The sequence below is a fragment of the Mesorhizobium sp. YIM 152430 genome (assembly GCF_029210365.1).
GTDB lineage: Bacteria > Pseudomonadota > Alphaproteobacteria > Rhizobiales > Rhizobiaceae > Aliihoeflea.
This window is the reverse complement of record NZ_JARGES010000032.1, coordinates 1-20,739: the sequence shown is the minus strand read 5'-3', so window position 1 is coordinate 20,739 and position 20,739 is coordinate 1. Positions and strand designations below refer to the sequence as shown.

General features: G+C 60.9%; 15 protein-coding genes and 1 pseudogene. 9 read left to right on the top strand and 7 right to left on the bottom strand.

What is annotated here, in order from left to right:
- Positions 1-488: 488 nt before the first annotated feature.
- From PZ895_RS10935 to PZ895_RS10905, 7 genes are all read right to left on the bottom strand, one after another.
- Positions 489-4,631, bottom strand: coding sequence for a hypothetical protein (locus PZ895_RS10935; protein WP_275839047.1), 4,143 nt, complete (start codon positions 4,629-4,631; stop codon positions 489-491).
- Positions 4,601-6,001, bottom strand: a complete 1,401-nt coding sequence (locus PZ895_RS10930; protein WP_275839046.1) for a UvrD-helicase domain-containing protein — start codon at positions 5,999-6,001, stop codon at positions 4,601-4,603. Before PZ895_RS10930 ends, PZ895_RS10935 begins: the two co-directional genes overlap by 31 nt.
- Positions 6,002-6,008: 7 nt before the next feature.
- Positions 6,009-7,742: an AAA family ATPase gene (locus PZ895_RS10925; protein WP_275839045.1), complete on the bottom strand. Its 1,734-nt coding sequence runs from the start codon at positions 7,740-7,742 to the stop codon at positions 6,009-6,011.
- A gap of 62 nt (positions 7,743-7,804) precedes the next feature.
- Entirely contained in the window at positions 7,805-8,479 is a 675-nt protein-coding gene (locus PZ895_RS10920) for a DNA-binding protein (RefSeq protein ID WP_275839044.1), read from the bottom strand.
- A complete protein-coding gene (locus PZ895_RS10915; RefSeq protein ID WP_275839043.1) occupies positions 8,454-9,644 on the bottom strand; it encodes an XRE family transcriptional regulator in 1,191 nt (396 codons plus the stop codon). The genes PZ895_RS10920 and PZ895_RS10915 overlap by 26 nt, the downstream gene beginning before the upstream one ends.
- Entirely contained in the window at positions 9,628-11,007 is a 1,380-nt protein-coding gene (locus PZ895_RS10910) for a hypothetical protein (protein WP_275839042.1), read from the bottom strand. Before PZ895_RS10910 ends, PZ895_RS10915 begins: the two co-directional genes overlap by 17 nt.
- Before the next feature lie 8 nt (positions 11,008-11,015).
- The gene (locus PZ895_RS10905; protein ID WP_275839041.1) at positions 11,016-11,594 is read right to left on the bottom strand and encodes a hypothetical protein; all 579 of its coding nucleotides are present in this window, start codon (positions 11,592-11,594) and stop codon (positions 11,016-11,018) included.
- 742 nt (positions 11,595-12,336) lie between these two features.
- On the opposite strand from PZ895_RS10905, the gene PZ895_RS10900 reads away from it, so the two are divergent.
- The 9 genes and pseudogenes from PZ895_RS10900 to PZ895_RS10860 all read left to right on the top strand — a co-directional run bounded on the left by PZ895_RS10900 (position 12,337) and on the right by PZ895_RS10860 (position 20,582).
- Complete coding sequence (locus PZ895_RS10900) at positions 12,337-13,005, top strand: DUF6088 family protein (protein ID WP_209181183.1); 669 nt, start codon at positions 12,337-12,339, stop codon at positions 13,003-13,005.
- Positions 13,002-14,048 carry a nucleotidyl transferase AbiEii/AbiGii toxin family protein gene (locus PZ895_RS10895; protein WP_209181182.1) on the top strand — a complete coding sequence of 349 codons (1,047 nt, stop codon included), beginning with the start codon at positions 13,002-13,004 and terminating at the stop codon, positions 14,046-14,048. The genes PZ895_RS10900 and PZ895_RS10895 overlap by 4 nt, the downstream gene beginning before the upstream one ends.
- A gap of 163 nt (positions 14,049-14,211) precedes the next feature.
- Complete coding sequence (locus tag PZ895_RS10890; RefSeq protein WP_275839040.1) at positions 14,212-14,655, top strand: hypothetical protein; 444 nt, start codon at positions 14,212-14,214, stop codon at positions 14,653-14,655.
- 409 nt (positions 14,656-15,064) lie between these two features.
- Positions 15,065-16,693, top strand: a complete 1,629-nt coding sequence (locus PZ895_RS10885) for an ISL3 family transposase (RefSeq protein WP_275839039.1) — start codon at positions 15,065-15,067, stop codon at positions 16,691-16,693.
- Between the two features lie 8 nt (positions 16,694-16,701).
- Positions 16,702-16,881: pseudogene (locus PZ895_RS10880) on the top strand (DUF736 family protein); the annotation flags it as partial.
- Positions 16,882-17,037: 156 nt separating this feature from the next.
- Positions 17,038-17,328: a hypothetical protein gene (locus PZ895_RS10875; protein WP_275838314.1), complete on the top strand. Its 291-nt coding sequence runs from the start codon at positions 17,038-17,040 to the stop codon at positions 17,326-17,328.
- Entirely contained in the window at positions 17,328-18,713 is a 1,386-nt protein-coding gene (locus tag PZ895_RS10870) for a Fic family protein (RefSeq protein WP_275839038.1), read from the top strand. The genes PZ895_RS10875 and PZ895_RS10870 overlap by 1 nt, the downstream gene beginning before the upstream one ends.
- A 385-nt stretch (positions 18,714-19,098) precedes the next feature.
- Complete coding sequence (locus PZ895_RS10865; RefSeq protein ID WP_275839037.1) at positions 19,099-19,842, top strand: hypothetical protein; 744 nt, start codon at positions 19,099-19,101, stop codon at positions 19,840-19,842.
- Positions 19,842-20,582: a hypothetical protein gene (locus PZ895_RS10860; protein ID WP_275839036.1), complete on the top strand. Its 741-nt coding sequence runs from the start codon at positions 19,842-19,844 to the stop codon at positions 20,580-20,582. Before PZ895_RS10865 ends, PZ895_RS10860 begins: the two co-directional genes overlap by 1 nt.
- Positions 20,583-20,739 lie beyond the last annotated feature (157 nt).

Sequence of the window (20,739 nt, the reverse complement as noted above, 5' to 3'; positions counted from 1 at the left end):
AAGGTTGGATATCAGGCCCTTCCTTTCCACCGATTGAGTGACCGTATTAGGTCAGCTTTCTCATGTTTTTCGCTGAAAAGCGGACGGTCCGCGAACGGCTCCAAATGAGCCGGACAGGAATGCGCCCCCGGTTCAGCCGTTCACTATCCTGGACTTAGTTACCGGAAGCAGTCACTCGTTGCACTAAGCAGCAAGGTCCTGACAGGGCGGAGAACGGACATTTGCTGCGGTCGGCACGAATGACCGAAGAGGGGCCGCTTCCGGACGGTCAGCTTCTGTACGCGGAGCTGGGATAGCAGCCGCTCACCACAGCTGGATGTACGCTAGTGTGCGACCAAGGCATTGGATGGGGACCTAGAAATAGTTGTTCCGCTTGCCTTCAGTAAACAACGCGTGACTTGACGAGCGCGATGCCACAAATGAGACGGGCATCCTTGCCCCAATCTTCTAAGCTGGCAAGGGCTTGGGTTTCACCCTAGCGGCTGGCTTTAGTTTTTGGGCGCGGCCTTCTTCGCAGACGTCTTTTTAGGCGGCTTCGGCAATTTGGGCGGCCGCGACAGGTCGAGCACAACCACGTCAACCCGCGCCTTCAGCTCATCCGTCATCTTATCGAGAATGCGCGCCTTCAGATCGCCGGCCGATGTGACGCTCGCATCAACCAGACCGTTGACCTTTTCGCCGTTGCCAAACCACAGTGCGATATAGACGCCCTGACGCGCAGCGTCGGGGTGAATCGCGTATCGCTGATCCAACTGTGCGGCGGCAGCCGAGTATAGCTCGTCGTTCCACTGGCCCTTCACCTCCGTCACGAGAAGGCGATTGCGTCCTTCCAGAATGGCGGACGCGGTGATGTCACAGCGATTGCCGCCCGCCATGTAACGCTCGATCACGATCGACAAGCCAAGGGCCTTCATTTGCCCTTGCAGTTGATCCACGATCCTGTTGCGCGCGGTGTTTTCATCGACGCGCTTGTCGCCGTAATAGAAGGAAACAAGCGGATCGGTCTCCGAGCCGTTGAGCCAACGCTGCAGCTCTTCCAACTGCTCGACCATCAAGGCCCGAAGGTCCTCGACCGACGCCACGTCGTTTTCTTCGAGCATCTTGTATATCTCCAACGGACGCGGCGCCCTGAAATCTTGAAGTGCGAGTTTTCGCTGGGCTTCGGCCCGCATCGTCAGCATCGCCTCGTGGTAGTCCGCAAAACGCGCATCGGGAAGCATGCGGTCGAGCACCTCTATCCTGCGCTCCGGCGCATCCTCCGCGATCCTCCAGATGCAATCCCGCAGGAAACGATAAGCCGTCTGGTCTTCGGGATCGCCTGTGCCCCAGCTGCTCGGCAGATGAACCTTCGGCCAAACCGGCACGAACGCATCCATGACCTTGTAGATGGTCTCCGCCGTTATAGGCGGATGGTCGTCGTCTTCCCGCTCGTACATTCGGCCAAGGCGGCCTTCGAAACCGAAGATTGCCTGCGGATCAGTCTTGAGTTCCTGCCACGCGGCGTCATGACCGGGCGTCCGATAAAGCACGGCATTGAGCTGCCAGAATTTTCGGCGACCGCGTGCGCGCTTGTCTTCCTCTGTTTCCTTGCCGCTATCGACCAGTGGATCACCGCAACGCCGATCGATGAGCGCAATCAGATCTTCCCGCCGCCCGTACTGCGATGCCATGCCGAACAGCGGCCGCATTGCCTCCTGGGGCATCTGCGGGAAGCGCTCCAGCCATTCCATCGGCAGCGTCGCGCGCAAATCGTGGAAGGCGGGCTTGTTATTTAACCAATAGACATGCTGCGGCGCGTTCTCGGGCTCGGCCAGCTGAGGCTCGATGTAGGCGCGTAAGAACGTTTCCGCCGATCCTGGCTCCTTGAACAGCGCTGCGTCGAGCGCCGCCTCGAACGCTTCGCCATCGGCCTCACTGTCCTTGAACACAGGGTAGGACGATGTTGCTTCGGTCTTCGCCGCCGCCAGTATGCGCGGATCGAGAATCGTCAGGTCGACACCGTCGCGATACAGGACAATCAGGGCCGCGAGCAAAATCTCGGCAATGTTGGTACTCTTGCGCTGGCCCAGCTGTTCGACAGTGGGGATGTGCGGCTCGACGAAAGGCAAACAGTTTCGGAGCGCGCGCAGCGGCGTTTGCGGATTGTCGACCATGCACTCTAGTTCATCCGGGTGATAGAGAAAAGCGCGGGTAAATTCCGTGAGCCACCATCCATGGCGTCCCGCCTCGATTTCCGCGAGGTTGGCGCGAAGATGGGCCCGGTTATTGGCCTCGACCGCCGCTTCCTTCTCCGCCCGTTTTTTCCGGCCGCGTATGTGGGTCACGCGACGCTCGTCGCGCCAGTATTCGCGTCGGGCCCGCTCTCGTCTCGCCCACAGTCGCATGAAATCGGGTGAGAATTGGCTTTGCGCACGCTGCGTCGCGCGAAGCGCCTTCGGCCCTTTCTCCTTGCCCCATAAGTTATGGCCGGAGAGAAGCGATCCCCAAACGTCCACCATGTTGTGGTCGAAAGCGTACTGGCTGAGCGCGTCCGGGTCGCCGACATGCATATGCAGGCCAGAGTGCGCGTGGCTCGAATACAGCTCGATAACCGCGTTCTGCGCCTGCTCGCCGCGTAAGCCCTCGACGGCACGCCGCTGAAGGTCGCGCCTAAGCTCGTCATTGGCGACGAGATGCTTGACCGACGCGCTCCGCTCGGTCGTTGCGTTGCTCTGGAAATGGAGCGATCTGATCCACTGCCAGATGCGAGCCGGGTCGTGCGTTCCTGCTTCCGCAAGCTCGAAATACCGATCAAGGAGCCGACCGAGGATTTTGCTTTTTCCGTACCGGCACGTACACGCATAGGCGTGCTTGGGCGCGCAGGTACAGACGAGGCCCGTCGTCAGGGCATCGAGAAAGTTCGTGACTTCGGCGAGCGTGAAAGACTGCACTAGGCGGTCGATGAAATAGCGCGACGTCCCGTCACGATGCCTGCGGTTTGGCGTGCCGTACAGCACCGAGAGCTTGTCCAGAAGGTCTGCAACCTTGGCCGCGCCGACCGATTCAACGCCGCGCTTGGTGACCCATCGCGCCACGATCTCAAGCGACGTCGCCGAGCCCTCCGCGACCAGAGCATCGAACTCGACCGCAGGATCAAAGGTGCCGGCGGCCAGCAGGACCTCGCCGACCCACTTCCGGGTATCGCTATCGGTCGCCGTATTGAGGACCAATACCGACAGTTCCGGCAATAGACTGGCCGCCGCGTCCGTGTCGATCAGTAGCTCAAGGACAAGCGTGCGAAACTGCCCCGGCTTCCTCAGGATCGTGCGAACCGGACCTAGAATGTCCGGCGTGAAAAACTGACCGACGTTGAAGCGTCGCCAGGTGTCGCTGCGACGGAACAGCGGCTCCAAATCCGCGAGCTTATCCAAGGCCGACAACAGAGCGCGCTTTGCCGCCGTCGTCAGCTGGCTTGGATCGCCGTTCGCCAGCACCGCATAGGGATCAAGCTCGATCAGGCGCAACTGTAGCGGCTGATGTCCCAGCGCCGCCATCCAGCCAGCCATACCGCGCAATTCGTCGCGGGTCACGCCATTCGGTGCGACGACGGCAAGGACCCGTTCCAAGGAGAGTCGGTCCTTCGGATCTTCGATCCGACCCACCAGATACGACGCAGCACAATATTCTGCGACGATCCGATGGATCGGTTCGTGCTCGTCCGGATCGTCCGAGGGCTTCAGCAACCGCGTATCGATCAGGAAGGGTGCGTTCGATGCGTCGCGGCACAGGGCATTGATGTAGGGAAAATCGCGGTCGCTTAAACTCTCGACCGTGGCGATGCCGGTCGCGCCGGACAAGAGGAGCTTGGCGAACACCTCGCCTGCAACTGCGATGATGGCGTCAAGCGGCGGCTTCAATTTCGGTATTGGCCGTTCGGTGTTCGCCTCGTGCGCGAGACGACGTATTGCATCCGAGAAAATCTTCGCCTTCGACGTGAAGACGCGCCCGCTCTCGATGTAGGCCTCGCCGAACAGGATCAGAAACTGTGGATTGCCAAGCAACGGGCCTAACCCAAACTGATGAACCTCCGCAGCGAAGGCCTCGAAATGCTCGCTGGGAAACTTGCTCTCGAAGAGCTGGCGCTGCTCGTCTTCGTTGAAGGGCCGCAGATGCACGACGACGGGCTTCGCACCGAAGCACTGCTCGACATACGCCGTGCGGCTGCGGTCCCACTCCGCCGACCGGCTCGCGAAGACGACCGTCGCCGCCGGTGTCTCGCTCGCCATCGCGATGATCTTGTCGGTCGCGACGGTGTCGATCCGCGCGACCTCGTCCATCGCGTCGATAACGAGCGGGCCGGTTCCCGCGAGCCCCGGCTTGTTCTGGAAGATGCTGGCGCGAGTCCGGTTTGCCTGGAGCAGCCCGGCAAGCGCCTTAAGCAGCTCGGTCTTGCCCGCACCCGGTTCCGCCAAGACAACGAATACCGTCCCCACCTGAAGCAGCTCTTCTTCAGTAAAGGTCTTTTCGTCTACGACGAGCGCGCGGGAAATATAAACTGTTAAGCCTCCCCCGATGGTCAAATTGCGCAGAGACCATACAGTCCACTCGACCGCCAGCCAATCTAGGGACTCAATATTGGCGACCGCGAACAAGCGATTAGCTGTTTAGATCCGCGGGTCATTGCGACGTAGAGGTTCCGTGCGTCTAAGGCATCGGCGTTCAGGATGACGACGGCCTCCGCTTCGAGGCCTTTCAAGAGCAGGGTGCTGCCGACGGCACGTTTGGGGAGGGGGCGGCCAACGAGGCGGTTCTGTTCCCGCATGCGAATGGCTGCATCGTAAAAGGACATGCCTTCCGTGCCGTCGCAGAGCTGGAGGGCCTTGATGCAGGCACGGAGCACGGCAGGACGGTGGGGCGTGATACCACCCTGCTTGCCGATCTCGACAAGGACGTCGACAGCCCGTCGATGCGACGGATCACGGATAAACGCGAGGGCGATCCCCTCGACCTCGGTGGGCTCGGTTCGCGCCGTGCCACGCTGGAGTGCCGAGACGCGCTGGACGAAATCTGCTGCGCCCACGTTGCGCATCACGCTTTGCGCGAACTCGGCGAGGTGTTGCAGCGCCTGTGGCGATGCAAGGTCGAAGCGCCTTGCGAACGCGACGAGGTCTTTCAAGTCGACCGCTTCCACAGTCACCGCTCCGGGCGTCTGACTTGCGAACCGCCGCTGACTGTCGGGGCTTGTGCTCTCGCCAATTATCAGCACGCGGCCGTCCGCGCCGGGCGGTCTGACCCGCGCGGCTTCAAGGCGTCTCTCATGGTCGTTCGTTCCGTCGAGGTGGACCCAGGTCACACCGTCAGGCGCGGTGCGGAGGTCGACCGGCTCTCCCCTCAAATGCTTGCCGCGGACGTCCAGCAGCCATTGCCCCAGCGGTTCGGCGCCTGCGTTGATCCAGCGCCACGGCATCGCGAGCTCTCCCGCCAGCGGAAAGTAGCCGCAGACTTGGTCGTCCCAGGTCGCCAGATTGTCGCCGCCGAACCCGAAGATCGCCTGCATGGGATCGCCGAGTACACAGGTCGGAAGCGTCTGGGCAGCGAAGGCGACGACGGCATGCTGGCGGATCGAACAGTCCTGATACTCGTCTACGATCAACCGCGCATAGCTGGCTTTGAGCACATCGGCGACGTGACCAGCCTTCAGCAGCCTTGCGGCCGCGACGCGAATGTTTGGGTAGTCGGTCCCCGGTCGAGCCAGCTTGAGAAGGTCCGGATCGTGGCCGCTGCGCGTCGGGAAGCTCGAAATGAGCCGCATGGCCCATCCGTCGATCGTCGAAAGCCGATATGCCTTCGACGGCACACCGGCTTTGTCGAGTCGCCCCCGCAAGGCAACGACACCGGCGTTCGTGTGGGTCAGAACAAGGACAGGTTTATCGGCGCTGTGCCGCGTCAGCGCCTCTGCAATCAGGTGCGTCTTTCCGCATCCGGCCGGGGCGGTCACGGTTCCGCGGTCGATGGCGAGCAAATCGATCTCAGGTGCTGGCATTGGCGCACCACCCGAAGATGCTCTCGACAAGATCGCGAAAGCCAGCGTCGGCATGCGCGAGGTCCGGGCCAACGACGTCCCGCGCCACGTCCTCCATCCAAGTCACCGACTTGAACCACCTAGCTCGCTTCGTTCGCGCCGCCGCGCCGAGGGCAGTCCGGCTATCCGGGGAAATCCCACCCGCTTCCGCCTCTGCCAAGATCGCTGCGAGATCCTTTGCGTTTTTGGTCGCCGACTTGATGTGCTCATTCACCAAGTCGTTGCCATGGAGCTCGATTGCGCGGGCCAGCAGCTTCTTGACCCCGTCATCGGACAGGGTCTGAAAGAGCTCGTCCTCCAAAGCCCGACCGTCACGCCAGGCAATCACCTTGCCGCCTTTCGCGATGAAACCGTCTTCGATGGCGGCCGTCGGCTTCTTATCGTCGTCACGGATGACCGCAGCCCGGTACCCCAGCGCGTGAAAAGCGTCCGCTCTTGCGAAAGGTCGGTCAGAATCTCCGCCACCGCAATCGACCAAAGCCGTCCCCAACGCCGTGATGGCGTCCCTCCCAATTGCCGTCCTGTACTGGTCGAGACCCCGGACGAGACCGACCTCGCTTGCTCCTTCACAAACGATCACTGACGGGGCGAGGAAGGCATCGGGATAGAGGCGGATCGTGCTCTGCACGCCGTCAGAGATGCCCACGTTCAACACCTCGTGGCCACCGGGCGACCGGCGTGCCACGAACAACTGGCTGCCCGAAAGCTCGCGCAAAGCAACCGGCGAATGCGTCGTCATGAAGACCTGGAGCGGCGGCGACTTTTCCTTTGCGCCGAGCGACGCGAGAAGCCGGAGTATGCGGTGCGGTTCAAGCCCGTGTTCCAACTCGTCGATCAGGATGACCGTCGACTGCGCAGCAGCCTTTCGCTGAAGGCCGGCGATCAACAGGCGGGTCGAGCCGATTCCCAATCCCCGAAGTGGAATGCCGCCTTCGTCGTGCAGAGAGATCATCCCGCCGCTGAACGACACGGAGTGCGCGTCCAGCATCGCCTTGATGTTCTCGCCGACCGGTATGCCCAGCTCCTTAGCAGTCGTCGCCACGATGCCGAGCGTCTCGCCCAGCTGGCCTTGGGCCTCTTCGCCAAAGGCGGCCCGTGCATCCCGCGCGGCCTTGGCCAGGGCGGCCGAGGCGTCCGCACGCTCCTCAGAGACACGGTTCAGAACCGAATCGCGCCGCCAACCCAGATGGTAGTCCGCCAGAGCTCCGATCCGGGTCGGCGCCAGCCGCACCCGATCGCCCCAACTGAGATTTCGGTCAAGCCCTTGGGCTTCCGCCCTCTCCGACACCAGCGTCCAGCTCGGTTCCAGATCACTGGCGACCGTTAGCCGCAGGCTCAGGACGGTTTCCGCATCCTTTTCCGGTTCATCCTCGATCTTCCCGGTCGCGGGGTCGAAGCTACGGACGAACATCCCGTACGCGTCGAGGTTCTTCAGACCATCATCAAGCTCGCCCAGGGTCACCGTGATGGTGATCGGCGTCTCGACATCCAGCCGATGAAAGTCCGCGTCGGTGAACTGGACGTTTCGGCGCGGGCCCAGACAGAAATCGACGGCGTCGAGGATGGTCGACTTTCCGCTGTCCCCCGGCCCAATCAAACAATTGATGCCGGGCGAGGGATGCCAAACGAGTTCCTTGATGCCTCTGAAGTGCTTTATCTCGACCGCGCGTATCCGTGCCAATGTTCAACCCCTCGATTATTTTCGACTCCGGTTGGCAGACACGGGTCTGCCGTGGAGTGGATTTATTCCGTGTCGATTCGTTCCTGCCGGATAATCGCATGTGCTTGTGGCGGCGCCGAAAGCGCCGCATCCCGCGACAGATTCTTGAAGTTCGGTAGGCAGGAGCACTCAAGCGCACGCTCTCGGCCGATCAATCCAACGACTGCGTCGCCGCATTCCGCTGGAATGCGCATTCGCCCATCGCGCAGCGCCAGATAGACGGCGTCAGCGGCCAGATGCTCGCCAAGGCTTTGCACGACGCTGGGATGTCGGAGGAGGTCGAGGGACCAGCCGGGTTCCTGGCCATCCATCAGCCCCACTGCCCGAGTGCGGCCCTTTCGTTCATCGACGACGGCTCGGAACCCCCGACGTGCCGCGATCGCAATCGTCGCGGCTTCCCCGTCATCCAGAGAAGGAGACCCGCCGGACAGAGTGGCGAACAGCTCGTAGTCCGCGCCGGTCATGCCGGCTTCCATTACCTTGCCGCGCGCAATGAGGCCGCGAAGAAAACTGTGGTCTCCGTTCTTCCGGCTCGTCTCGTGCTCCAACTCCCCGGCCACGATGTCGGGCACGACAATGTCATTCGCGATGGCCGTCAACACCCGCTCGCCGTAGGTACAGGCGTGCAGGTTGATCAGGACGCTCGTGTCGAGAACCAGCGGTCTAAGATCGTCAGCTAGGGAGCTTGAGAAGGTCATCCGTCACGTTTTCCTCGAGCTCAATCTGGTCAATCAGCTCGCGCACCTCCACGCGGCGCATCTTCAGCAGTTCGGCCAACTGCCCTTCCGACATGATGCCACGCTTCCAGGCCCCGTGCGCCATGAGGCTCATCCTGTGGGATACGGGCCGATTGGCGTCGGTCTTGGCCACATCCAGCCGCTCTGCGGCGTCTCCAAGCACCTCGCGTGCGTGGTAGTCTTTGATCCCCCCCTTCGTCTTGAGCCATTCCCACGTCCCCTTTTTCAGAAGCTCCAACTCTTCGAGGCGGCGCACGCACGCCTCGCGGGAGATGTTGTACTGGTGCGCTAGCAAGATGACATGACGACGGGTGAGCATGTCGGCGCCGGCCGTCAGTTGCTTGAAACTCTCCGAGAAGCTCTTGCGCGGCGTCAGGAATGCACGGGCGAAGGCGTTGGCGTAGCGCTCATCGCGGGACAGGAACTGCTCGTCGTCCCCTAAGACCTCGGGGACGCGGCGCGTCCCCACGAAGTGTCCGATTTCGTGAGCAGCGGATTGAACACGCCGCTCCAGCGGGTGATTAGCGTTCAGAAGGATGCAGGCTCCGATGGCGTCATCATAGGCAAACAGGCCAGCGACCTTAGACTTTGAAGATAGCCGTCGCTGATATAGGCGGATGCCGAGATCGAGCTCGATGACTGAGAAGATGTCGCCGATCGGACCCGCGCCGAGCCCGAGCCAGTCGCGAAGCTCTTGCGCATGCTTTTCGGCAAGTTCGACAACGTCGCCCTCGTTGATCCCTTTCTCCGGCGGGTAGTGTCGCCGCCGTTCGATCCCGAGGACGTTTTCAAGTTCCACCTCCGCCTTCACCAGGACATTGAGAAACTCCACGGCTTCGAGCGTATGGTCGTCCTCCGTCTCACGCATCTTACGGAAACGGGGCATCAGATCGGTATGAACCGCTTCCCGACGCAGAAGGCTGTTGACGGAAACTCCATAGTGCCGCGCAAGAAGCTGCAACTCCTGAATACGGACGCGCCGCGTGCCCTTTTCGATGGACACAAGAGTCGGCCGCGACATGCCGATGACCTCGGCCGCCTCATCTTGACGGATGCCCGCGTTCTCCCTCGCCAAGCGCAGGCGGCGACCGATTTCCTGCGCGCTCAGTTCATTCAGATCGGCCATGGCGCCCTCCCTGCGTCCAGCTTCTCAAGAAGCTTTGTTTTCCTTGGGCGGCCATGAAGGCGCGCCATTCCTTTGCATGGGTCAGCAACATGTTCCTGAAGTTCTTCAAGACGTCTTCCTGCGCTTCCCCCGTCGCGCGTGCAATTTCGAAGGCATGAACGTTCAATGCCGCATCGGGCAGGTCTGCCATGACGGCAAGCTGCTGGAAGTGCCGAGCGCCAACGCTTCCGTATTCCGCCATCGTTCGGCTCAAGCGGACTTTCTCCCTGCCTGGAAGGGCATCCCGAAAGGCCGGAACAGTGAGATCAGCGATGATGTAGGTGTGATCCGGCTCTTCTATTCCAGCGGCATGCATGCTCATCCGGCGAAGGAGACATGCAGCGCACAGGCCGCACTGCCGCAGCTTGCCGTCCATTTTTGCGTTCCAACGCTGCTGCCAGCATGAGCGGGTCTCGAACAGCTCGTCGACCGCTTTGTTCGTGGCAAGCCGAAAGGCCGAAATGGTCTCGCCCTTCGTGTTCCACAGGCGCGGTTGGTCATAGCGGATGTCGTGCCCAAGTACCGTCTTGATGAACCGCTCCATCTTCCGGAAGTACGTCGGGTGGTTCCGGTAGTCGGCATACACGTTGTGGAGGGGCAAGAGGACCGGGCCAAGCGCGCCTTGACCGCTTTCGGGGACCACGATCCTGGTCAACCCCGTCAGGTGCGCGGCGATAGCCGTCACAGCGGCGAACTTGAAGCCGCGCGAACGTACGCTGCTTTCTCGCGCCGAGGGGACGTCGACCCGAAACGGGATCTGGTCGAAAGGTTCATCGCCCGCCTTCAAGGTATGGCGATGTTTGGTCACGCGTACACAAACGGCGTCGCTTCCGTTTCCCGATACCTTCGAGACGCAACGCGAATCTAGCCCATCGCTATAGGCGATGACGAAGCTCCGCTCCGTGCCAAACGGAAGCGACCGCTGCCGTGCCCCCAAGACGCTCTGGCCCTGCCATGGAACAAAGCTGAATTGCCAATCGTCGCCCGTGAGGTGCCGCAGCGCTGCCCGAAGGCTTGCTTGCACCTTCGGCTCTTGCCACGTCGCAACCTCGACGACGGGTACGGTGATGTTGAAATCGCGGGCCCACCGACTGATCCGCCTTGCGGTGCGGCGGTCGGCATATTCAACAGCAGCACTGACCACCAGAAGGTCATGGTGGATCGGCTTCCATCCCTCGTAGTCGTAGGTGTCCAGGGCATCGGGAACGAAGGCGATTTCTTTGCCGATTTCGGCGATGGTCTCGGAATTGGGACGAACCGGACGGTGCGTACGGCCTGCCTCGATAACGCGCAGCGTCAGACCGTAACGCTCGGGACTGGTCAAGTGAGTGTTCACAAGCGGACCATCCCTTCGTCGACGCCGTCGCTTCTGCCCAAGTCCTTCTCGAAAGCATCCTTCTTGCCCGCCAACAGAGCGTCACGGACTTTTGCGCTCGCCACTGCGTCGAAGGCGGAATCAATCTTTTCGCGTACCCGATCCGCCGGGCTTCGGCCCAGCTCGCCTGCTTCCTGCGCCCGGATACACTCTTCCTGAAAGCGGTTTCGGGCTTCACTGATCTGAGTGTCGATGGCGGCGTCGAGTGCTGGCGCGATCGCGTCGCCGAGGGGCGTGTCGTTGGCGGCGCGGAACAGCAACTCTTTCTGGAGCGCGTCGAGGAAGGGCGTCTTCTCGCAGTGATCGAAAATAGCTTCGATCGAACCAAGCGGATCGAGTTCCAGCTGACCGCGGGCAATATGCGCATCGACTTCTTGAAGCGCCTGGGCGTGTTCCGTGGTGACGAGGTGGCGAGCCAGCGCGTCCGAAGCGAATGCACCACAGTCTGCTAGAGATGCCGCATCGTTCTGCACCGCCTCGGCAAGCCGCTTCCAGCAGCTCCCAAGCTTCAGATTCTTGAACGGACCATCAGTCATGGCAACCTCCGTGTCTCGCAAGATAGGGAGGAAATCTGACATTGTCAATTGATGGTTCTGATTCTCTGACATTCCACGGTGCACTGATGACTGCTGTGCAAATAGCGGTGGTGACCTCTGTGAACCGGCGGACTGACTAACCCCTCATCGGCTCCCAACAATGGCCCCACTGAAAAGCTCAGAGTTTCACATCGTAGAGGGGTGGCTCTCGAACACAGAAAGGGGATCAGGGCATCGAATAACACAGCGTGAAGCCACACTCGCCCTCCCAGCCGCGAACTCAAAGAACTCGACGAGCAGACTGGACAACTCGCTTACGGCGCGAGCGCCGACAATGTCCGCTTTTGGAGGAGGGTCAAGACCGTGCCAATGACCGAGATGGGGGCGCAAAGCGGACATACATTTGTTGTCCACCAATCGGCAGCTTTGGGCCGAAAATGTCGCCGCAACGGTGCGGTTGAATGTCCGCTCTGCCGTCTGGCAATTTAGAAACCCGCCAGTCCGCTGTCGGCCCCCATTCAGCCATTTGTTCCTTCCGCAGCCAACGACAATCTTTCGTCACGTCGCGTACTGAGGCTGCCGCCCGCTTAGCTGCATTCTCGTTTGCATGAGTAATGAAATGACAACGCGAATATGCAATTCAAGGCGAATTGGTCGTACTGTGCGGTCGAAGAGAGTCCGAAAAATGTCACATTTTTCGGACTCTCTTGTTGGCGTCCGAAAAATGTGACATTTTTCGGACATGACGGATCCAAATCAAGAGACAGATCTGCGTTCCAAACTGCTTGCTCGGGTTGCGTCTCAGCCCGACGAGGTCTGGACGCCTGCCGATTTCGCCGATCTCGGCGGGCGTGCCGCCATAGACAAAACCCTGCAGCGGCTCGCCGCCGCCGGCGAGCTTCGCCGTATTGATCGCGGTCTCTATGATCGTCCGCGCAAAAACTCCCTGACGGGACGGCCCACCGTTCCGGACTATCGGGCCGTGATCCGTGCTGTCACCCGTCGCGACCAGGCGCGGGCCGTTGTCGACGGCATGACCGCCGCAAACGATCTCGGTCTTACCACGGCCGTCCCGGCGCGCATCGAAGTGCTGGTTGATGCACGGCTGAAGCCGATCAAACTCGGCAAGCAGGAAATTCATTTCAAGTTCGCCGCCCCGAGCCGGCTCTACTGGGCCGACCGACCGGCCATGCGCGTCGTCCAGGCCCTGTACTGGATGCAGGACATGCTGTCCCATGACGACGAGCGAGACCGGGTAGGGGATGTGCTGCGCCGTTTGTTCGCTGATCCGAAACACGGAAAAGCGATCCGTGACGACCTTCGCGCCGGCCTTTCAGCCCTGCCGATCTGGATGCAGGAATTCCTGCGCGACCTTGTCACTCCCGTCGATACCAACGAGGCCGAGCAATGAGCACGACCGCCTACAAGCAGGTCGTCGAGACCCCCGCGCGGGACCGGCTCGATCTATTCCTGGCAACCGCTAACCGTCTCGGAGCGCCAGTGGGTAATATCGAGAAGGACTTCTGGGTGTGCTGGACCCTGAACGCGCTCTATCATGAGCGACCTACCGGAGTGCCGCGCCTCCTCTTCAAAGGCGGCACATCGCTGTCGAAAGCTTACGGTCTCATTCAACGGTTCTCCGAGGATATCGACATCACCGTTTTCCGCGATGATCTCCACGAACCGGCGTCGGTCGAAGAACTCGAAGCCCTCTCGAACAAGAAACGCCGTGCCAGACTGGATGCGATCCGGGACGCGTGCCGCGCGTATATCACCGGCCCGCTTCGAGAACTTCTTGCCGAGCAACTGGCCGACCTAACCGGTGGTGTAGGGCGCATCGAGATCGACGAGGCCGATCCCGACGGACAGACACTTCTCGTCTGGTATCCAGAGGTTGAGCCGCGCGACGGCGCATATGTGCGCCCAGCCGTTCGAATCGAATCCGGCGCAAAGTCAGCGCTTGATCCTAATCGGCCCGTCACGATCCGCCCCTACATCGCCGACGAGGCGTCATCATTGGATTTGGCAGTAGCTGACGTAACCACTGTCGAGGCAACACGGACCTTCTGGGACAAGGTTGTCATCGCGCATGGCTTGCGCCGCTGGTATGAGCGGCGTGGCGTCCTTCGCCAAGAAGGTCAACGCGTGTCGCGGCACTATTACGATCTTCATTGCCTCCTAAACTCAGATGTGGGCCTGGCTACCCTCGGAGATTTTGATCTCGGTGCAGATTGCGTCCGACATGCGCGGATGTTCTTCAACCGACCTGACATGGACCTCGCCTCGGCCATGCCGGGTACATTCGCCATTGAGCCTGTCGACGGCATGGTGGCGGCGCTCAAGGAAGACTACGCCAACACGACCGCAATGATCTTCGGAACGGCGCCTGAATTTGAGGACGTGCTTGCATCCGCAGCAGCCATCGAACATCAATTGAACAAGGTCGCAACCTGATGCGAGAACAAGGACGTAAAGCGCCAGAATACAAAGGTGAGAGCTGCGTTGATATTCTGGTGATACGTCCATTGGGAGCAGGACAGACGGAACCATCGGGCGTTGGCAATCCGGAGCACTAGAATTAGTCCCGTGTCCTGCGTTCTGAGACAAGCTGAGGCAGATGATGGATCAGCTCACCCTCTCCTACGTCTGGAAGCAGAAGCAAATACCTGTTGTGCTGCGCCGTACGGGGCGAGGCGAGCGCATTCGCGTGCGACTACCATTCGCCGACGACAATCGGCACTGGCTTCAGAACGGGCGGCGAACTGCTCCCGAATGGATCGGCGGCACAGAAGCTTACTGGGAGTTGCCGAAATCCTGGTTCAATGACCTCGTCGATCGAGCGCTGGTCAGATATGGCAAGATCAACATCATTCAACCCTACCGCGAGCAGGAGATCTGCGCGAGAGCATGCCAGGAAGCGCTCGGTCATGAGTGCCAATGTTCATGCATGGGCGCTAACCACGGTGCCGGCAACGACGGAAGCTGGTTCGAAGTCTCCGATACCTTTTCGACACGTTGGGGCGACCGGGAACTGGCCTGCCGTTTGTTGACGGCACGATAGGCAGCTACTGACCAAAGATTAAATACAATCTTTGGTCAGTAGCCAGAACACACGGGCTATTAACAGGTCTGACCCGACAGAGCGCTGGCGATTGCTACGCGCTTTTGAGGCCCTGATAATTCTCAGTTATCGTAACCAAGCTTTGTCGGCCACGCTGGATTGATGTTTGGCGTCGCCCTTCGGGCCGGGCTGTTGGCAGAGCTGAAGCCCGCAAGCGGTCTTCCCCATACGGGCGGCCATCTCTGACGCGCAGTGCGGTTGAGAGGATTGGAGAAAACCGAAAAGTCCTGGTGCCGCTTGCGCGCAACGGCCGGCAAGGGAAACTGGCGCCGCTTCTGGCAGCGAAACAGGTTCTTCCTCACTTTGTGTGGTTCATCCTGTGTTAGCGACGTTGTCGCTATGGGCGGGCATGCGAACGAAATCGAAATGGTCGCCCGGCCCAGGGGTCAAGATACTGGGTGTCGCGCTCACTGTTGACGACGGTTGGGTTGTCTCCGCTGCCGGATCCGCGATCGGCATTTGCCCGGATTGTGGTCGACGAAGCCGAAGTCGGCATGGCTCGTACTTCCGCAGCCTTCAGGATCTGCCGGTCCAGGGCAAGCCCGTGACAGTGAGGCTCCTGCTGAGCCGCTGGCGATGTTTACATCGTAAATGTGAGCGACGAACGTTCACCGATCGTCTGCCGACGGTTGCGGCTCCTTATGCGCGCCGGACGGCAAGGGTTGTTGAGATTGTCGGCTTGCTGGGCCACAGCACAGGCGGCCGTCCTGGCGAGCGCTTGATGCAGCGGCTCGGCATGCCGGTCAGCGACGACACCATCCTGCGGCAGCTGAAGCGGGATGCCACGGTCGCTAACCGCAGCAGCACCGAGATACGGGTGGTCGGCATCGATGACTGGAGTTGGCGGCGGGCGACGAACTATGGAACCATCATGGTCGATCTCGAGCGCCGCTCGGTTGTCGACATACTGGACGATCGGAGCGTCGAGAGTGCGGCTACGTGGCTTCGGAACCATCCTTCCGTCGAGGTCGTCAGCCGGGACCGCTGCGGCCTGTACGCGCAGGCCGTCCGTGAAGGCGCACCGCAAGCCCAGCAGGTCGCCGATCGGTTTCATCTGATCCAGAACCTTCGTTCGGCCATCGAGGAAGAGATGAGCCTTTCCGGGCGCGCTACCGGCAGGGCCATCCTGTCGGAGGACGCGATTGTTGACGCTGCGACACATCGCCGGCGTGCCCGACTCGCGCATAGGCAATCTCGCCATGAGATACTCGAAACGCTCCGCGCCTTGCGAGAAGAGGGTTTGTCCTACAGCGAGATCGCCCGTCGGACCGGCTATGAACGTCGCAGCGTAGCGAATTGGCTCAAGTTCGAGGCTCCACTAGACAGGCGGCGAGCAGCGTTGAAACCCACATCGCCATGGTATTTTGAAACCTTTCTTGCCCAATGCTGGAAGGATGGGAACCGCCTCGGCCGGCACCTGTTTCATGACGTCAAGCAGCGTGGCTACACCGGCAGCTTCGCCAATCTGGAGCGCTTGTTGGGCGCCTGGCGGCGGGCCGAACGAGAGCAGGCCAGTGATTTACCCCCACTCGTGTTGAAGTTGGAGCCGGTTCGAGATCCAGAAACTGGTCATGCGATCTCGCCGGTGATTGCAGCGGCGCTGTGCATCAAGCCACGAAGCCTGCTGACACACCGACAGGCAAGGAAGGTTGATGCGCTGAAGAAGGGATCCGACGCTTTTGCCGAGATGCGACGCTTGGCGATGCGCTTCAACGGTATCCTTCGTGGCAAAAGATCGGCACCACTGGATGCGTGGATCGACGATGCCATCGACACCGAGCTCATTCCGATCATGCGGTTCGCCCGTGTCCTGCGCAGAGACATCGATGCCGTCAACAACGCGATTGAGCTGCCCTGGACCAACGGACAGGCCGAGGGCCAAATCAACCGCCTCAAGACCCTTAAGCGCGCAATGTACGGCAGGGCAGGCCCCGAACTGCTGAGGGCACGAATGCTCCCTCCGCTCCACACAAAATGAGGAAGAACCTCTTTTCCGGCGCGGTCGAGCTGGGTGCCGCATGGCAAAAGACCTCCAACGAAGGACGCGACTACCTCTCGGTCAAGCTGGACGATCCGAGCTTCCCCGCCCCGATTTACGCCACCCTGGTCGAAGTGGAAGGCGAAGACGGTCTCCAGCTGATCTGGTCTCGGCCTAACCGGGACTGATCACGCCGGCCCGCAGGCCCCGCCGAAACGGCGGGGCCTGCTGCTTGACGCCGCGTACAAAAGGAATGGCCGTCCTTGGCGGTAGAAGGACCGCGCAGACTGGTTTTCGAGCCGAATTTCGGCTATACAAAAGAGCAAGTTACAGGAGCCTGAAACATGACCGCAACGCTAATGGAAAGCCCCGCTGTCGCAGATCGCGCACATGCGTTGCGGCTTGCCAAACAGGTCATCAGAACCTTCGATCAGAAGCCGCTCGAGCCGATCGTCGCAGCAATGCTGACTGATGGTCACAAGGCCGCGCTTTCGGCAATGGCTGTGTCGCGGGACGAGCCAAACCTGTTCGAACAGTTCCTCGTCCTGTGCGAAGAGGCCGGGCTGTTGAGCGAGAAGGATTGCGATCAGCTGGGCGATGCCTATGTCGAAGCAAGGCGTGCCCGTGCCGCTTGATGAGTGACCCCTATCTTTATCCGGGCACCACAGTCCTCATCAATCATTTCAACATCAGGGATCAGGCCAAACTCGACAGCAAGGAGCGTCGGGAGACTCTGAAGACGTTGAAGGGTCTTTACGACAATCCGGTCAAGGGCGATTTTGGCCTCGCCCACCTGCTGGAATTACACCGGCGCATCTTTGCGCCGGTGTATCCGTTCGCCGGCGAAATCCGCCGCATCGATATGGTCAAGGCCGAGGAAAAACTGGGCGGAGGCAGCGTCGAATACGCGCCGTTCCATCTGGCGCGCCTCCAGGCCGAACACCACCTTAAGCAACTCAATGCCTGCGACTGGTCGGGTCTCAGCGATCTGTCGCGGGCGCAGGACATGGCCTCATTTGCAGGCATGATTGTCGACCTCTGGAAAATCCATCCGTTCCGGGAAGGCAATACGCGCACGACCATGACCTTCATGCACCAGTTTGCGGCGGCCAAGGGCTTCGCACTGGACCGCGAGCTGATCCGCGCGAATGCTGAATACGTCCGTCATGCGCTGGTGGTCGGGACCCATGGTGAAACCCATTATCTGACACGCATCCTGACCGACGCGCGCCAACGCGAACATGCGCGCGAGCGGAGCCAGGCGCGCCTGGGGCCCCAAAGCCGCACCGACATTGGGCAGGCAGGGCGGGCTGTATTACTTCCTGGCCGTACCCTCGCCTCGGAAGTTCCCAAGGCCGAGCTGCGAGAACGGATTGCCGCTTCGGAAAGCGCCACCGAGGCGATGAACCGCCTTGTCACCACGGCAAAGACGGTATTTGCCGATCACCGGCCCGTGGTTGAAGCCATCCGGAATGCCGCTTTTGACGGTGAAATCGGCAATCGGCAGGTGATTTCGGAGTTGCAGGATGCTCTGGGAAGATTCGGGCCGCTTGCCGGCAAGGGCGCCATAACTGCCAGTCGTCAGGAGCGGGAGGCGCACCGGCAAGCGATCGCTGCACAGCCCAGCCTTCGCGGGATCGCCGAGAGCTACCTGAAAATCGTGCATGGAATCCGGCAGACGATGCAGCAGCAACGTCACGACCAGGTGCGGCGCGCGAGCACGGAGGTCTCGCGGCCGAGTGACCAGCTCATGAGCGCGCTTGATCGGGGTGATGTGCTGTCGCCCGACCTCAAGGTCGAATTGCGGCAGACCACGAGCGCAATCGAGCGCCGTTTCGGTGATGATCTCGCAGCATTGCGTTCAGGCAAGAATCTCGGTCCACTCGCTACTAGGCACGGCGTCGACGAGAAGCAGCTCGTGGAAGCGAGAGCCGTCCTGAGGGCGCTCGACCGGGCCCAGGCCCAGGAGCGCACCGGGGCACAATTGCGGCCTCTCGATAGGGGCGGCCCCGTCCGATAATTCCTTGCCGTCTGGAACGTAGGAGTCAGCTGTGCCGTCCGACCGGCCCTGCGCGGTCTTCCACCCTCCTTAGCTTCGCCTTTGTGTGGAAATCTGCAGCAAGTCTTCTCGATCTGAACGAGCAGGCAGCGCCAGAACCTGACACTGCCTATGAATGTTCGAACAGCCGAACATGGACGATCGAAAGTTCACGAATGCCTGCAACTCGATTATCAAGGCGGTACAGGAGTACGACGTCACGGGCAAACGTCAAAGCAACTGTTCCGGGGCGTGCTGTTCGACGGTCAACGAGAACCACTGCCGGATCCGGTCTGGGACTGGCATGGAGATCGTCGCATACTACAGTTCGCTGGCGGCGGGCAAAATTGGATCCGGGGGCTCTTAGATGATCTTCGACTGGCTGAAGAGGCGACAAGCCGAGAAGAGCTCCGCAGAGCTCCAGGCGACGATCGCCCCTGTGATGGCGCCGATGGCGCTGCTCGGGGCATACAGCGAGCTGGCTGCCGAACACTGGGCAGGCATCAACTCCGGTAAGATCGCCTATCCGCTGGTCGAGATGTCCAGAACCGCCTCCGTGGTCGAGCTCTGGAATGCCGCCCTGATCGAGTCGATGGGTTACCTGGTCAAATACTCGGCACCGGATCCTACCGTTTTCGCGATGGTACCGAAGCAGATGGAGACGATTACCGAGATCCTCCGACAGTACGACGCCGGCGTCTGGGAGAGGCGCGAGCTGCTCAATCCGGCGTCGGGAATCTGGCCAACCTACGACTTCATGCGAAAGACCGCGATCGACGCGGCCGAGGCAACGTTCGGCGGCCTGAGCAGCACGCAGATCTTCGATACGGCAATACCCGCGCTGCGCGCCGAACTTCCGAAATGGCAGGCAGGACCGAGGACGGCAAATACACTGCCCAGGACGGCGATCGAGATCATCGCGGACGATGTCGAGGCCAAGACGAAACTCATTGCCCTGACGCTCAAGTTCGGCCGAAGCTACGTGAACATGTTCAAAGCCATGACCTCTCAGATCCCCGATGAGGTCGAGCGGCAGAAGGTCGAGGAGTCCATGTCGCTAATTCTCGTCGCCAAGAACCCCGATGAGTACTGGGCGAGAAGGAAGGCCTGATGCCGCCGACAGTGGTACGGACGCTGAAGCCGCCGCCGCCGGGATGGGGCGGGGACCACCTGACGCAGTACCTCGACACGTACCGTCACAACCAGTTCGCGACGTTCCACAACCACCCGACGGTCAAGAAAATCGTCCGGCTCGATGACATGTTCTTCCGCATCCTCGACCGGTCGATCAACCCGCGGCCGATGCTGCCGATGACCTTCATGCTGCGGGCTCACTCGGCCTGGAGAGCGGCCGCCGGCGCCGCCATGGCCGGCCAGGTCTACGAGACGAATGCCACTCTGCGCGCTTCTATCGAAATCTCGGCCTATGGCGTCTACATCGGCGATAACGTCCCTCTATACGAACTCTGGATGGGTCGCCACGACACGGCCACCGGCAAGGAAAAGGTGCGGAACGAGTTCCGGCCCCGCAAGATCGTGCGTCATCTCGAGACCATGTCCAAGCCGATCGCCGCCGACTACGAGGCGTTGTATGAGGAGACCATCGACCAGGGTGCTCACCCCAACGAGCGCGGCTTCTCATTCAGCATGAAGATGAAGGAGGGAGAGGACCGCAAGGAGATCGAGCAGGTCTACCTCCATGAGGGTGGCCTTCAGCTCGACCTGGGACTGGAGAACGTCGTTCGGGTCGGCATGTGGACCTTGCATCTCTTCCGGCTGGTATACCCGGCGAAGTTCGAACTCCTCGGCATTAGCGCGGAACTGAGCGAGCTACGAGCGAACCCGATATGAGGCTATACTACTTCACGAACCAGAAATACGGGCTGGCTTGAACGGCCGACGTCAGGCGGCCAAGGCATAGAGTCCTGTGGCGTCCCTGTTTTCCACCCCGCCCACGGCGGGGCGGAGCGAAGCGGAGCAGGCGAGGGGGCTGAACGCGCTTCACACA

Coding starts and splice junctions, on each gene's coding strand:
- PZ895_RS10920 (WP_275839044.1), bottom strand. CDS start 8,479: ATGACCTTCTCAAGCTCCCTAGCTGACGATCTTAGACCGCTGGTTCTC.
- PZ895_RS10915 (WP_275839043.1), bottom strand. CDS start 9,644: ATGGCCGATCTGAATGAACTGAGCGCGCAGGAAATCGGTCGCCGCCTG.
- PZ895_RS10905 (WP_275839041.1), bottom strand. CDS start 11,594: ATGACTGATGGTCCGTTCAAGAATCTGAAGCTTGGGAGCTGCTGGAAG.
- PZ895_RS10900 (WP_209181183.1), top strand. CDS start 12,337: ATGACGGATCCAAATCAAGAGACAGATCTGCGTTCCAAACTGCTTGCT.
- PZ895_RS10895 (WP_209181182.1), top strand. CDS start 13,002: ATGAGCACGACCGCCTACAAGCAGGTCGTCGAGACCCCCGCGCGGGAC.
- PZ895_RS10890 (WP_275839040.1), top strand. CDS start 14,212: ATGATGGATCAGCTCACCCTCTCCTACGTCTGGAAGCAGAAGCAAATA.
- PZ895_RS10885 (WP_275839039.1), top strand. CDS start 15,065: ATGCGAACGAAATCGAAATGGTCGCCCGGCCCAGGGGTCAAGATACTG.
- PZ895_RS10875 (WP_275838314.1), top strand. CDS start 17,038: ATGACCGCAACGCTAATGGAAAGCCCCGCTGTCGCAGATCGCGCACAT.
- PZ895_RS10870 (WP_275839038.1), top strand. CDS start 17,328: ATGAGTGACCCCTATCTTTATCCGGGCACCACAGTCCTCATCAATCAT.
- PZ895_RS10865 (WP_275839037.1), top strand. CDS start 19,099: ATGATCTTCGACTGGCTGAAGAGGCGACAAGCCGAGAAGAGCTCCGCA.
- PZ895_RS10860 (WP_275839036.1), top strand. CDS start 19,842: ATGCCGCCGACAGTGGTACGGACGCTGAAGCCGCCGCCGCCGGGATGG.